General features: G+C 39.3%; 15 protein-coding genes. 7 read left to right on the forward strand and 8 right to left on the reverse strand.

Going from position 1 to position 13347, the window contains the following annotated elements; genetic code table 11:
* Positions 1-38 precede the first annotated feature (38 nt).
* The gene (locus CEF16_RS00910) at positions 39-1271 is read right to left on the reverse strand and encodes an aminopeptidase (protein ID WP_091586892.1); all 1233 of its coding nucleotides are present in this window, start codon (positions 1269-1271) and stop codon (positions 39-41) included.
* A gap of 182 nt (positions 1272-1453) precedes the next feature.
* Between CEF16_RS00910 and CEF16_RS00915 the strand changes: the two genes are divergently transcribed.
* Complete coding sequence (locus tag CEF16_RS00915) at positions 1454-1990, forward strand: LOG family protein (protein ID WP_091586893.1); 537 nt, start codon at positions 1454-1456, stop codon at positions 1988-1990.
* Positions 1991-2037: 47 nt separating this feature from the next.
* Here the strand turns inward: CEF16_RS00915 and CEF16_RS00920 are convergent, their stop codons facing one another.
* From CEF16_RS00920 to CEF16_RS24040, 7 genes are all read right to left on the reverse strand, one after another.
* Positions 2038-2592: a LemA family protein gene (locus CEF16_RS00920; RefSeq protein WP_170031459.1), complete on the reverse strand. Its 555-nt coding sequence runs from the start codon at positions 2590-2592 to the stop codon at positions 2038-2040.
* A gap of 394 nt (positions 2593-2986) precedes the next feature.
* On the reverse strand, positions 2987-3595 hold the full coding sequence (locus CEF16_RS00925) for a TVP38/TMEM64 family protein (RefSeq protein ID WP_091586895.1): 609 nt from the start codon (positions 3593-3595) through the stop codon (positions 2987-2989).
* Between the two features lie 118 nt (positions 3596-3713).
* Positions 3714-3929 carry a hypothetical protein gene (locus tag CEF16_RS00930; protein WP_091586896.1) on the reverse strand — a complete coding sequence of 72 codons (216 nt, stop codon included), beginning with the start codon at positions 3927-3929 and terminating at the stop codon, positions 3714-3716.
* Positions 3930-4456: 527 nt separating this feature from the next.
* Complete coding sequence (locus tag CEF16_RS00935) at positions 4457-5692, reverse strand: dicarboxylate/amino acid:cation symporter (protein WP_091586897.1); 1236 nt, start codon at positions 5690-5692, stop codon at positions 4457-4459.
* 94 nt (positions 5693-5786) lie between these two features.
* Entirely contained in the window at positions 5787-5993 is a 207-nt protein-coding gene (locus tag CEF16_RS24030) for a hypothetical protein (RefSeq protein WP_175488372.1), read from the reverse strand.
* A gap of 103 nt (positions 5994-6096) precedes the next feature.
* On the reverse strand, positions 6097-6405 hold the full coding sequence (locus CEF16_RS24035; protein ID WP_211295839.1) for a hypothetical protein: 309 nt from the start codon (positions 6403-6405) through the stop codon (positions 6097-6099).
* Positions 6389-6691, reverse strand: coding sequence for a M14 family metallopeptidase (locus CEF16_RS24040; protein ID WP_175488374.1), 303 nt, complete (start codon positions 6689-6691; stop codon positions 6389-6391). Before CEF16_RS24040 ends, CEF16_RS24035 begins: the two co-directional genes overlap by 17 nt.
* A 502-nt stretch (positions 6692-7193) precedes the next feature.
* Between CEF16_RS24040 and CEF16_RS00945 the strand changes: the two genes are divergently transcribed.
* The 6 genes from CEF16_RS00945 to CEF16_RS00970 are packed head-to-tail and all read left to right on the forward strand — an operon-like array spanning position 7194 to position 13337.
* Positions 7194-8336: an acyl-CoA dehydrogenase family protein gene (locus CEF16_RS00945; RefSeq protein WP_091586898.1), complete on the forward strand. Its 1143-nt coding sequence runs from the start codon at positions 7194-7196 to the stop codon at positions 8334-8336.
* Between the two features lie 38 nt (positions 8337-8374).
* Positions 8375-10015 carry an AMP-binding protein gene (locus tag CEF16_RS00950; protein WP_091586899.1) on the forward strand — a complete coding sequence of 547 codons (1641 nt, stop codon included), beginning with the start codon at positions 8375-8377 and terminating at the stop codon, positions 10013-10015.
* A 17-nt stretch (positions 10016-10032) separates the two neighbouring features.
* Positions 10033-11382 carry an acetyl-CoA carboxylase biotin carboxylase subunit gene (locus CEF16_RS00955; protein ID WP_091586900.1) on the forward strand — a complete coding sequence of 450 codons (1350 nt, stop codon included), beginning with the start codon at positions 10033-10035 and terminating at the stop codon, positions 11380-11382.
* A 16-nt stretch (positions 11383-11398) separates the two neighbouring features.
* On the forward strand, positions 11399-11611 hold the full coding sequence (locus tag CEF16_RS00960; RefSeq protein WP_091586901.1) for an acetyl-CoA carboxylase biotin carboxyl carrier protein subunit: 213 nt from the start codon (positions 11399-11401) through the stop codon (positions 11609-11611).
* Between the two features lie 14 nt (positions 11612-11625).
* Positions 11626-12558: a hydroxymethylglutaryl-CoA lyase gene (locus CEF16_RS00965; RefSeq protein ID WP_091586902.1), complete on the forward strand. Its 933-nt coding sequence runs from the start codon at positions 11626-11628 to the stop codon at positions 12556-12558.
* Positions 12555-13337 (forward strand): enoyl-CoA hydratase, encoded by a 783-nt coding sequence (locus CEF16_RS00970; protein WP_091586903.1) that lies wholly within the window; start codon positions 12555-12557, stop codon positions 13335-13337. The genes CEF16_RS00965 and CEF16_RS00970 overlap by 4 nt, the downstream gene beginning before the upstream one ends.
* Positions 13338-13347: the final 10 nt, after the last annotated feature.

Below are 13347 nucleotides of genomic sequence, written 5' to 3' on the forward strand. Positions count from 1 at the left end.
ATTTAGTCACAAACATTCTTTATGGAAGGTGTAAAACATTAAATAACCCACTCTCCGTTTCTCATCAACGGTTCTGTTTCTCCATTAGAAAGCCTTCCGTCAATATCCATTTCTCCACTGCCTACCATAAAATCAACGTGAGTGATGCTCGTGTTTATGCCATTTGCTTCTTTTTCTTCTTTTGACATCTCGGTGCCATTTTTAATACAAAAGGCATAGGCACTTCCTATAGCGAGGTGGTTTGAAGCATTTTCGTCAAAAAGAGTGTTATAAAATAATGTGCCGGATTGGGAAATGGGAGAACTGTGGGGGACAAGTGCAACCTCTCCTAAATAATGGGAGCCTTCGTCGGTATCTATTAAGTTTTTTAACGTTTCTTCCCCTTCTTTTGCTTCAAATTCTGTAATTTTTCCATCCTTAAAATGAATAGTAAAATCATCAATGACATTTCCGCTGTAATTAAGAGGTTTTGTGTTTCTTACATAACCGTTGACTCCTGTTTTATGAGGAACAGTAAACACTTCTTCTGTAGGCATATTTGCAATGAAATGAACACCGTCTTTGTTATCACTGCCGCCGCCAGCCCATATATGGCCGTTAGGAAGGTCAATCGTTAAATCTGTACCTGGTGCTTTATAGTGCAGCTGCTTGAACGCTTTTTCATTTAAAAATGCAGCTTTTTCTTGTAATGTTTTATTATGTTCATCCCATTTTTCCACTGGGTTTTCCTGATCTGCTCGAACGGCTTTAAAAATTGCATCCCACAGATTTTTCTCTGCTTCTTCTTCTGATACATCAGGAAAAACTTTTTTAGCCCAGCCAGTAGAAGGGGTTGCTATAACAAGCCAGCTTACCATGTCTGATTGGATATAAGAGCGAAATGTATCCATTGCTTCGCCAGCGGTTTTATTTGCATTTGCTATCCGGCTTTGATCTATTCCTTTTAAAAGGTCGGGATCAGTCGATTTTACCGTTATAAATGCTGCCCCATTTTCAGCTAATTCTTCTCTTCCTTTGGCAATCCAGCTAGGGAATTCTTTAAAAGCTTCATCTGGGGCTTTTTCATATTTAACACGAGAAAGTTCTTCATCTATCCAATCTACATGTACGTTTTTAGCACCCGCATCATATGCTTTTTTTGCTAATAGACGAACAAAACCTGCTGAAGTTATCGGAGCGTTAATAAAGAGAGGTTGATTTGGTTGAATGTTCACCCCTTTTTTGATTGCAAGTTCAGCGTAATTTTCCAACTTTCTTTCGAAATTCTCCATCAGAATTCTCCTTTTTCATTGGGAATATAAAAAATTTGAAAAATCATACTACATTTATCTAGCAAGTATTGTAACATATATACGGATCCTGCAATTTAAGGATGTTTTTGAAAACATGTAATACACTTATTATATAAAGTCTATATACTATTTAAGCCATAAAATTTAATAGGAGGGAACAAATGAAATCATTAACAGTGTTTTGCGGCTCTCGAAAAGGCAATAATTCAATATATATAAAAGAAGCAGAGAATTTAGGAAAGTCAGCTGCTAAAAATAATATAGAAATTGTTTATGGCGGATCAAGTTCTGGCTTAATGGGAGCAGTTGCTGATGGGGCTCTCAGTCAAGGAGGAAAGGTCACTGGTATAATACCAGAAGATCTTAAACCAAAAGAAATAGCTCATCAGCATGTAACTAATCTTATAACGGTGAATAGTATGCACGAAAGAAAAGCGTTAATGTATGAAAAAGGGGAAGCTTTTGTTGCAATGCCAGGCGGAATTGGCACGCTCGAAGAATTTATGGAAGTGCTGACGTGGGGGGCTATTGGCCATCATCAAAAAAGATGTGCTTTATTGAATGTGCGTGACTATTACGCTCCTTTGCATCATCTTTTGGAGCACATGGTAAAGGAAGGGTTTTTATCACATACTATCCAAAAAAATATAGTTATAGAAGATAATGCAGAAAAACTACTGCATAGCTTAAATATTTAAACGAATCTGTAGAAAAATCGCCCTTCGATGCATGAAAGGCGATTTTTCTATGAAGACATCTTTATATTAGAATTTTGGTTGTCTAAAAGGGTAATGGTCTCTCTTTTATGGAAATTGTGTATGTTGGCTACGAAACTGGTTGGGGGAGACTGAATTTTAGTATTATATTTTACTACAGTATTGTTATAAATCTTTGCTGCTTTTTTTATTTTTAGGTCTGTTTCTTTTAAATGTTTCTCCACATAAGTAAATTCCTCATCTTTCCTTAATTCCGAAACTTCTTCTAAGGCGAAAACTTGAAATAATGTTTCAGAGAGCTCCTCATTTATATTCATTTGGTGGTTCCTATCGTTGTTTGGGGAAGCTAACTGACTCCTTAATTCCACAAGTTTTTCTAAAGTATGCTGTTCATTTTTAATATGCTGCTGAACGACATCAATTAAACGAGGTATTAAATTAAATCGGTGGTTTAATTGTGTGTCAATTTGTGCCCATGCATCTTCCACCCAATTAAGATATTTGATCAGAGCATTATACCCCACGATCCAGCTGACTAAAGCAATAATGATTACTATTCCTAGGATAGCGCCAAAAAAGGTCAAATCGATGGAACCTCCTTTACGGCTTAATTACCAAATGTACATAGAACGATTATAACTGGAATCATCTACAAATAGTATAGCACGTTTATCTGCTTTCTATCATTGTTTTATTTGGAATTGGTTATGAAACGCGTTTTTCCGTTTCATGTTAGAGGAGCCACATAACTAGAAATTAGTTCAGGCAATTGTTCCTACACTTGTTCGGACGGCTGCCGGATCAGACGTAGCTGCAAACGCAGGGAGCATTGTTTTGGTCGATGTTCATGCTCTGTTACTTCTTTCCTTTTTACTGCTCTTTGATAAGGAAAGGCAAACAAATCTATAAAATATATCCATAAATGCTAGGTTACGGTGATTTTTAAAAGATGGGGAGCTGTACCGTGGCTTGTGCACCTTAATACCACCAGCGGTAGATAAGGATGATAATGATTAGAAAACCGACATAAATGGATAGGCCAGTAACAAATGCATGGAGGGAAGAAAACAGCTGATTTCCAAGATAAGCAAAGGCAATCATTCCGGGAATTTGGCCGATGGCCGTGGCAGCGAAATAGGTTGAAAACAGCATGGTACTCAACCCCGAGTAAATATTGATAAAAGTGGGAGGTATGATAGGGAGCATTCGGCTGAAAAGAACGGCAGTAAATGCATTTCGGCTTATCATGCTATCAAATTTTTTCACCTTGTCAAATCGGTTTATATAGCGTTGGAACTGATGGATAAAAAAGAAACGGGTAACAATGAAAAAAACGACAGCAGCTCCGACAGCTCCTGTCCAGTTTATGGCGGAGCCGATCCACAAACCATATTTCATTCCCATCATACCGGCAAACACAGTGAAAGGGACAACAGGAATGGTGCCAAGAAGGACCGCAAGAAAAAACATCAACGGTAGTTCAGTTAACGTACTTTGGTTGAGCCAAGCTAACAGTGGCCCTCGGTATAGAAAAGCAATATATATAATGATTCCATAACTGATTGCTATAATCATTGCCTTTTTCATGATTATATCTCCCTGCAGTTGGCATTAATTATTTAAGAGGGCTCTGCCAAGTCATTTGCAAAGCCCCCCTTTAAAATAAAATATAAGTCTCAAAAAGAAAGCTTACCAAAGGCTTTGATTAATAATCCTTCTGATCCCCTTCTTTTGCTGATGCACGTGGAGCAATGTCTTCCTCTTCTACCTTCTGAAAACCTTTATCTAACTGTCCGGAATTTTCAATGTCACCGGAAGCCTTGTATCCACTGATTTCCATATTGGAAGTATTTGAGTACAGTCCCATTCCGCCTAGTTTCACATTTATTTTTTCATCCTTGTGTTCATTTTTCTGATCCATTTTTTCACCCCTTCATTGTAATATAACCAAAGGAACGCATATTAACTAAGGTGGTGACAAAAATGTCAAAGAAGCAAAAAATGACTTAGGAAAGACGACCTCAATACGGCTATTGCAGACGAGGAAATCAAGCAGATACTTTTCTTAAAACATCTTAAAATAAAATAGAGCTTCCCTCAGTCCCGATGATATTGTGGCAAAAGAATGGTTGTACTTGTAGGTAATATTTCTTGTTAATCATATTATATAAAAGTAATAATTGATCGTATTGTCTTAATCAAATGTATTTTCTAAAAACCCTATTGTATAATGACTGAAAACCAGAAACAGGAAGTGACGGTTTTTGGATTGGTACGAGAAATAATGGAGGAATTGAAGAACGAGTAGTCATTATCTCACACGCAAATTCGGATCAATGCTAAGAAGTTTATTCAGACTTTGTACTATGAATCCAAACGGTTGTTGTCCGAGCAGTAACATTCATTCCCCATTGACCAAAAAAATCAATGGGGAATGATGGATTTAGATTACACATTCATGCTATATTCAAGGTCCTTATCTTCATTACTTTCATGGTGCTTTTCAGTACGATCAACAAAGACGGCACCGGCGGCATCACCTACAACGTTGACGGAGGTACGGAACATATCAAGAATACGATCGATCCCGGCAATCAAAGCAATCCCTTCTAGAGGCAGTCCGATATTGGTCAGCACGAAAGTAAGCATGATTAAACCGGCACCCGGCACCCCTGCCGTTCCGATCGAGGCCAACGTAGCAATCAAAATAACAGACAACATCTGCATGATGCTCAATTCAATGCCATAGAACTGAGCAATAAATAGAACGGCCACCCCTTGATATATGGCTGTTCCATCCATATTGATGGTCGCTCCGAGCGGCAGTACAAAACTGCTTGTTTTCTGGGATACGCCTAAATTTTCCTGTGAATTCTTCATTGTTAATGGTAATGTGCCTGCACTACTTGCCGAACTGAAAGCAAACAGGCCTGCAGGAGCGATTCCTTTGAAAAAAACTAGTGGACTCATTTTACCGCCTAATTTAACCACTATGGAATAGGTAATAACGATATGAAGCAAACAAGCAGCAAATACTCCCAAAATCACCTTTAACAGTGGAAGAAGCACAGACATACCGTATTCACCAACTACCGGTGCAATCAGCCCAAACACCCCGATGGGCGCCAGCAGAATAACGATCCCAGTGATTTTATACATCACTTCGGCTAAACCTTCAAAAAAGCGATAGACCGGTTGGGCTTTCTCCCCAACCAGGGAAATGGCAATCCCAATAAAAAGGGCAAAAAAGATAATCTGCAGGATCTCGCCTTCCACCATGGCTTCAAACGGATTGAGCGGGATAATATTCAACAGTGTATCTACCACATTCTGCTCCTCGGCTGCCGGCTCTGCTCCTACCGCTTCGGTAGGTATATCTACCCCGGCTCCGGGTTGAAAAGCTAAGCCAATGGCAAGCCCGATAGTAATGGCTACAGCTGATGTGCCTAAGTAATATGCAATGGTTTTCCCACCCATACGACCCAGTTTTCTGACGTTGCCGGTACCAGCTACACCAACTATTAGTGTGGACAGGATTAAAGGAACTATGATGAATTGAATAAGACGAAGGAAGAAGTCACCCAGGGGCTGGACCACTTCCACACTCGGCCCTGCAATTACCCCTAAAATGATGGCAGCAATAAAAGCGATCAGGATCTGAGTCAATAGATTCGGATTTTTCACTTTGTAACCTCCTTTTCAACTTGATTATCTATATAATATTTAGGAAAACTACAAAATAAAACTTAAATACCAATAATATACAATATGTTTATTTTCATGAAGGAAAAGCCACCTCCGCTCCTGTTAATGTCAAAAGTACCGCTGCGGAGGTGTTTTTTTGTTTACACGTAATCTTTGCTGCTAGAGAGGCTAAGTACTTTGGTAATTCGTAGAAATCATCTCCATCTAGATCATCAATTGAATCATCTGACATATGCTCGGCAATACCGAATAATCCATTCTTTACAATTTGTGTCAGCATGCCTTTCTGCTTCTGTCCCCAGCTGTGCTGTTGTCTGCGTATTTCAAAAAGGGCTGTTTCAGTACTATTGAGGGCAAAAGAGGATCTGGCCTGACCTGGAAGATCATTCGGATGGGTGATAATAGCGGTTCACCCTGCCCCAGAAAGGAGAAATTTCTGCATTTCCCATACCAGAGAACTCTTCCATACCTAATGCAGCGGCAAGTGCATAGCGTCTTGATTTAACCCGATCCAGCAGAGGATACTCGGATGTATATTTCGTGCTGTCAACTGGTCCCAATGGGGGATAGTCTAGTGCAACCTGTACGTACTGATCATCTTCCTCACTGTTATTGCAAGGCCCCATGTAATGTAGATCGACATAGGATTCTACTTCATCAAACATAGTGACATTTTCACTTATTTTCTCCACTACTGGACCCAAGTGTCTTCAACATCTGAAGAAGAGCTTCCGTACCAGTTTTTTCGTTTCCATGGATTTTGCTAGTGACCAACAGTACCCGATCCCCGGTACCTACACGAGCTGCAAAGATTTCCCGCTCAAGCTGGGAATAGCCGACGACATCCACTCCAACCCTACCGTTACTCGTACCATCAATCTGACCAAGCCTGTCTTTCAACTGTTCGTGGTCCACCCACCCGTCATAAGATGGATCATCCGAAAGCGGGCGGCATTCAGCGTTACCATTCGGAGCCATGGCTCCGATTGGAAATTGCGTTATCAGCAGGGCCATGGTAAGGAACAAAAAACAGATCTTACGCATAGATAACTTAACCTCCTTGGAATATTTTGGTTACAGTTTTCATACTATCTGGAACCTACAAAAGAAAACGTAAAAATAACAAATAATCAAATAATTAAAAATATTAAATGTAGTATAATGGAAAATTTGTTTAAGGATTGATAATTTTGTCATCTGATCAGAAATATCCTCCTGGCTATTTCCAGACTTTCTGCCATTATCTTTGGAAGACATACAAACATACAACATACAAGGACATGCTCCAAAAATTTAATCAGAAAATGTAGAAAAAGATTTCAAAATAAGTAATTGACGTCTTTCTGAATTTTTACTTATAATTGAATTAATATTGAAAACGCTTACAAAATTCAATACAAGGCAGAAATTCCTTTTTGGTCTGATTCTGAACAGTTGCTCAGTTTTAAAATGCCGGTATTAAAGGGATGGAGGAGAGGAAATGAATTTTGAATTAACAAGTGAGCAGCGCATGACGAGGGATATGGTACGAGAGTTTGCAGAACAGGAGATTGCTCCTAAAGCACAAGAAGTCGATAAAGAAGCAAGATTTCCTGAAGAAACGTTTAAAAAAATGGGGGAGCTAGGGCTTTTAGGGATCCCCTTTCCAGAAAAATATGGTGGTTCCGGCGGGGACACGATAGCTTATGCGCTTGCTGTAGAAGAAGTGGGTAAAGCTTGTGGAAGTACAGGGCTGAGTTATGCTGCTGCTGTTTCATTAGGAGCGAGTCCTCTATATTATTTTGGAACGGAACAACAAAAACAAGATTATTTAGTGCCGCTTGCATCCGGCAAAGCTTTAGGTTCCTTTGGATTAACTGAGCCAAATGCCGGTTCTGATGCAGGAGGAACGAGAACAAAAGCAGAATTAATTGGTAAAGAGTACGTTATTAATGGAGAAAAATGCTGGATTACAAATGCTCAATATGCAAAAACGGTAATTGTCACAGCGGTGACTGCTAAAAATGATCAGGGAAAAAATATTATCTCAGCTTTTATTGTGCCCGCTAATACAGAAGGATTTACGATTACCAGTCCTTATGAAAAGATGGGAGTTCGCGGATCTAATACTTCTGAGCTTGTACTTGAGGACGTAAAAGTACCAAAAGACAATTTGCTTGGGGATCCAGCAAAGGGTTTCAATCAATTTCTTTATACCCTTGATGGAGGAAGAATCTCTATTGCAGCGCTTGCAGTAGGAATCGCACGCGGAGCATTTGAGAAAGCACTTGCTTATGCAAAGGAACGTAAGCAATTTGGTCAAACTATTTCTTCTTTTCAAGGAATTCAATTTAAATTAGCAGATATGGCAATGGAAATAGAAATCGCTCAAAACGTGGTTTTAAAGGCAGCATGGTTAAAAGACCAAGGCAAACCTTTTAAAAAAGAGGCTTCATATGCAAAACTGTTTGCTTCAGAAATGGCTACCAGAACATGCAATCAAGCATTACAAATCCACGGGGGTTACGGATACATGCGAGAATATGAAATAGAAAGAATGCTGCGGGACACTAAACTGATGGAAATTGGGGAAGGAACTTCTGAAATACAGAGAATGGTTATTGCTCGGGAGCTTGGCTGCTAATTGTATTTATTAATCATTTTTTGGGAAGGAGAGAACCAATGACAGGGACATTGGATATTTCCGTTGGTAAACTGCTTGAACAAACAGCATGTTTATATGGTGAAAAAGAGGCGGTAGTCTATCCGGATCGCGGACTTCGTTACACTTACTTAGAATTTGAAGAAATTTGCAAAAAAGCAGCAAAGGGATTCATCAATCTTGGAGTGGAGAAAGGAGATCATATAGCTATTTGGGCTGCTAATAAGCCAGAATGGTTAATATCTCAGTTTTCCACCGCCAAAACAGGTGCCATATTAGTAACGGTCAACACAAATTATATGGCACAAGAGCTGGAATATTTACTTCAACAGTCGGATGCTTCCACCTTAATTTTACAAGAATCATTTAAAGGTGTTTCTTATACAGAAATTCTTTATGATGTCATCCCTGAACTAAAGAATGCAGAGCCTGGCAAGCTATCTAGCGATAAGTTTCCTTTTTTAAAAAACATTATATTTTTAGGTGATGAACAAAAACCTGGCATGCTTACATGGAAACAATTAATGGATATGTCAAACGGCACAAGTGAAGAAACTTTAAAGCAGCGAATGTTGTCTTTAAACCCTGATGATGTAATAAATATGCAATACACCTCAGGAACGACCGGATTTCCTAAAGGAGTAATGCTTACACACAAAAATATTGTAAATAACGGCCTAAATATTGCAGAATGTATGGAGCTTACAGAAGAAGATCGTCTTTGTATTCCAGTTCCGTTTTTTCATTGTTTTGGCTGTGTTCTTGGAACAATGGCATGCGTAACGAAAGCGGCAGCTATGGTTCCAGTAGAAGAGTTTGGACCTTTGAAAGTGTTAAAAGCGGTGGAGAGTGAACAATGCACTGCGCTTCATGGAGTCCCAACAATGTTTATTGCTGAAATGAACCACCCGAAGTTTCCAGAATTCAACCTCCGTTCCCTCAGAACAGGAATAATGGCAGGCTCAAATTGTCCGGTAGAGGTAATGAAAGGTGTCATCGAAAAAATGGGGGCAGACGAAATAACGATAGCATATGGTCAAACTGAATCTTCCCCCGTTATCACTCAGACAAGAGTAGATGATTCGATTGAACGAAGAGTGGAAACAGTTGGAAAAGCTCTTCCTAATGTCGAAGTCAAAATCGTAAATCCTAACACGAAAGAAGAACTTCCACGCGGGGAACAAGGTGAGCTTTGCACGAGAGGCTATCACGTGATGAAAGGCTATTACAAACAAAAAGAGGCTACGAGAAATGTTTTATCGGAAGATGGCTGGTTATTTACAGGGGACCTGGCCGTGATGGATGAAGGCGGATACTGTAAAATTACAGGCCGTTTAAAAGATATGATTATTAGAGGCGGAGAAAACATATATCCACGAGAAATAGAAGAGTTTTTATATCAACATCCAAAACTTCTTGATGTGCAAATAGTCGGTATACCGAATGATAAATATGGAGAAGAGGTCTCTGCATGGGTTCGATTAAAAGAAGGAGAAGTATGTACTGCTGACGAAATACGTTCGTACTGCGAAGGGAAAATTTCACGTCATAAAATCCCTGCCTACATTACTTTTGTGGATGAGTATCCTATGACTGCTTCGGGAAAGATCCAAAAATTTAAACTCCGTGAATTAGCGAAAAGCCAATTTTCTATTAAATGAAGAGTGAGGTGAAAAATTTGTTTCGTAAAGTGTTAATTGCTAATAGAGGAGAGATTGCTTGCAGAATTGTGCGGGCATGTGAGGAACTAGGTATTATCTCTGCAGCAGTTTATTCAGAAGCAGACCACCAGGCTGAGCATGTAAAAATGGCTGATGAAGCTTATCTTATCGGTCCTGCACCAGTTAAAGAAAGCTATCTTAATATTCATTCTATTCTGCAGGCAGCTAAAGATGCAGGGGCTGATGCAGTGCATCCCGGATATGGTCTATTATCAGAAAACGCTGATTTTGCAAAAAAATGTGAAAGAGAGGATATTACGTTTATAGGACCTTCTCCGGAAAGCATGGAATTAATGGGAGATAAAATATCGGCTAGAAAAGCAATGAAAAATGCAGAAATACCGATTATTCCAGGTATAAATCAAAGGGTGGAAAGCGTAGAGGCTGCTTTAAAAGACGCTGAACAAATAGGATATCCCGTCATGTTAAAGGCCTCTGCAGGCGGGGGCGGAATTGGTATGCAGAAAGTTAACAATGAAAAAGAATTAAGAAAAGCATTTGAAGGGAATAAAAAACGAGCCAGTGACTTTTTCGGAAATGGAACTCTTTATATTGAAAAAATTATTGAACATGCAAGACATGTTGAAATACAAATTCTCGCCGATCAGCATGGAAATGTGATTCATCTTGGAGAGCGAGATTGTTCGATACAGCGCCGTAATCAAAAAGTGCTAGAAGAAAGTCCATCTCCTTTTATAAACGCTGCCACTCGTCAAAAAATGGGAGAAGCAGCAATAAAAGCAGCAGAACATATCGGATACAGGAATGCAGGAACGATTGAATTTTTAGTGGACGATCAACAACAATTTTATTTCTTGGAAATGAACACAAGACTTCAAGTGGAGCACCCAGTTACGGAAGAAGTAACAAACGTTGATATAGTCCAGTGGCAGCTGCGCGTAGCTTCAGGAGAAATACTTCATATAACACAAGATAGTATTATACAAAATGGTCACGCATTAGAAGCAAGAATTTATGCTGAGGATCCAAGTAATTTTTTTCCTTCTCCTGGAAAAATTACAGCTTTAACTCTGCCAAGAGGAGAACATATACGTCACGAATGCGGGGTAAGGGAAGGGATCGTCGTCACTCCTCATTATGATCCGATGATTGCTAAAATTATTACTACTGGTAAAGACCGACACGAATCCATTAACCAAATGATCAGCGCTCTCAATAATTATCACGTTGAGGGGATAAAAACGAATATTCCAATGATATTAGAAGTACTTAACCATCAAGATTTTAAACAAGGACAGACAACAACGGCTTTTGTAACGGATATTCTTCGTTCTACAAATGTATAAGCAAGGAGGCAAAAAAATGAATGTCATAACAGCTTCAATGGCCGGTAACTTATGGAAATTATTAGTAAGTTCCGGTGAAGAAGTAAAGGAAGGCCAGGAAGTAGCCATTTTAGAATCCATGAAAATGGAGATACCGATTACAGCAAAAGCAAACGGCAAAATAAAAACAGTGTTAAAAGAAGAAGGGGAGTTTGTGAATGAAGGGGATGAATTGTTTGAATTAGAGTAGATAGGGGGAGCAGGATGAGTTGGCCAATAAATGTAACGATAAAAGAAGTAGGACCTCGTGATGGTCTTCAGAATGAAAAAAAATTAATCCCGACTAAAGTAAAAACGGACTGGATTAATCAATTATCACAGAGTGGATTACGCCATATTGAAATTACGTCTTTTGTCCACCCAAAGTGGGTTCCTGCTTTGGCGGATGCAAAAGACGTTGTCAAATCGATTCAGCGAAAAGAAGGAGTAGTCTATACCGCATTAGTTCCAAATCAAAAAGGGCTTGAAGCTGCAATAGAGACTAACGTTGATGAAATTGCAGTTTTTATGTCCGCTACAGAAACCCACAACAAAAAGAATGTAAACAAAAGTATAGATGAAACACTGCCGGTTTTACGACAAACAGCAGAAGAAGCAGTCAAAGCAAATATACCCGTTCGAGCCTATGTATCTACAGCATTTTTTTGTCCTTATGAAGGACGAACCAATTCTGAAAATGTACGAAGAATAAGTGAATCACTTTTAGAAATAGGGGCATATGAGTTATCGATTGGAGATACAGTTGGTACGGCTTCTCCTATGCAAGTAGAAGACACGTTGAACCATTTATTAAAAGGCATTCCTGCAAATAAATTAGCTATGCATTTTCATGATACGAGGGGAACCGCCCTTTCTAATACACTAAAAGCACTTGAAATGGGGATACAGACTTTTGACAGCTCTTGTGGAGGATTGGGAGGCTGTCCATACGCACCAGGTGCTTCTGGAAATACAGCAACGGAAGATCTTCTTTATATGCTTCACCAAATGGGCATCAAAACAGGTGTTTCAGAAGAAAAAATGGTCGAAAACGCTATGTTTATGGAAAATCATATTGGAAAGCCTTTACCAAGTAAAGCGCTGCAAGCACATAAAGGAAAAAAAGCAATTCTAGCTAAGAATGGAGAGAACAGATGACCCGATACATTCGCGTTGATAAGCCGCATGAAGGAATAACGGTAATAACTTTGAATAGACCATCCACAGCAAATGCTCTATCAATATCCCTTTTAAATAAATTGCAAGAGACTTTAAAAGATCTCGCTTATGATGCTTCCTGCCGCGTTTTAATTATTCGTGGAGAAGGAGAAAAAGTATTTTGCGCTGGAGCAGATCTAAAAGAAAGAGCTAATATGAATCAGATCGAAGTTCGAAAAACTGTCTCTTTCATCAAGGAATCCATAAATCGAATTGAAAATTTTCCAAAACCGGTCATTGCTGCAATGAATGGAAGCGCTCTTGGCGGCGGACTTGAATTAGCTCTCGCATGTGATTTGCGTATTGCAAGTGCCGACGGAAAATACGGACTGCCAGAAACTTCTCTAGCTATTATCCCTGGAGGAGGCGGAACTCAGCTTTTACCTCGGCTTATTGGAAAGGCAAAAGCGAAAGAATTAATATATACAGCCCGGAAAATTTCTGGAAAAGAAGCAGTTGAATTAGGAATCGCGGAGTATGCAGCAGAAAGTGGTCACGTATTTAATAAAGCAGTGGAGCTGGCATTAGAAATAAGAAGAAATGGGCCTGTTGCTGTATCAGCTGCGAAAACAGCCATTAATGGCGGGATTGATTCAGAATTAACGACGGGTCTTGTAATTGAAGAAAAATCCTATGAAGCCACGATAAGTACAGAAGACAGATTAGAAGGGCTAAGGGCTTTCAAAGAAAAACGTGAGCCAGTATATTACGGTAAATAGGAGGTGTACA

The sequence above is a fragment of the Alteribacillus bidgolensis genome, from assembly GCF_002886255.1.
GTDB lineage: Bacteria > Bacillota > Bacilli > Bacillales > Marinococcaceae > Alteribacillus > Alteribacillus bidgolensis.

Excerpts from the sequence above, each read along its gene's own strand:
- CEF16_RS00915 (WP_091586893.1), top strand. The coding sequence starts at position 1,454 with ATGAAATCATTAACAGTGTTTTGCGGCTCTCGAAAAGGCAATAATTCA.
- CEF16_RS00925 (WP_091586895.1), bottom strand. The coding sequence starts at position 3,595 with ATGAAAAAGGCAATGATTATAGCAATCAGTTATGGAATCATTATATAT.
- CEF16_RS00950 (WP_091586899.1), top strand. The coding sequence starts at position 8,375 with ATGACAGGGACATTGGATATTTCCGTTGGTAAACTGCTTGAACAAACA.
- CEF16_RS00965 (WP_091586902.1), top strand. The coding sequence starts at position 11,626 with ATGAGTTGGCCAATAAATGTAACGATAAAAGAAGTAGGACCTCGTGAT.
- CEF16_RS00910 (WP_091586892.1), bottom strand. The coding sequence starts at position 1,271 with ATGGAGAATTTCGAAAGAAAGTTGGAAAATTACGCTGAACTTGCAATC.
- CEF16_RS00970 (WP_091586903.1), top strand. The coding sequence starts at position 12,555 with ATGACCCGATACATTCGCGTTGATAAGCCGCATGAAGGAATAACGGTA.
- CEF16_RS24040 (WP_175488374.1), bottom strand. The coding sequence starts at position 6,691 with ATGGCTCCGAATGGTAACGCTGAATGCCGCCCGCTTTCGGATGATCCA.
- CEF16_RS00930 (WP_091586896.1), bottom strand. The coding sequence starts at position 3,929 with ATGGATCAGAAAAATGAACACAAGGATGAAAAAATAAATGTGAAACTA.
- CEF16_RS00960 (WP_091586901.1), top strand. The coding sequence starts at position 11,399 with ATGAATGTCATAACAGCTTCAATGGCCGGTAACTTATGGAAATTATTA.
- CEF16_RS24030 (WP_175488372.1), bottom strand. The coding sequence starts at position 5,993 with ATGCTGACACAAATTGTAAAGAATGGATTATTCGGTATTGCCGAGCAT.
- CEF16_RS00945 (WP_091586898.1), top strand. The coding sequence starts at position 7,194 with ATGAATTTTGAATTAACAAGTGAGCAGCGCATGACGAGGGATATGGTA.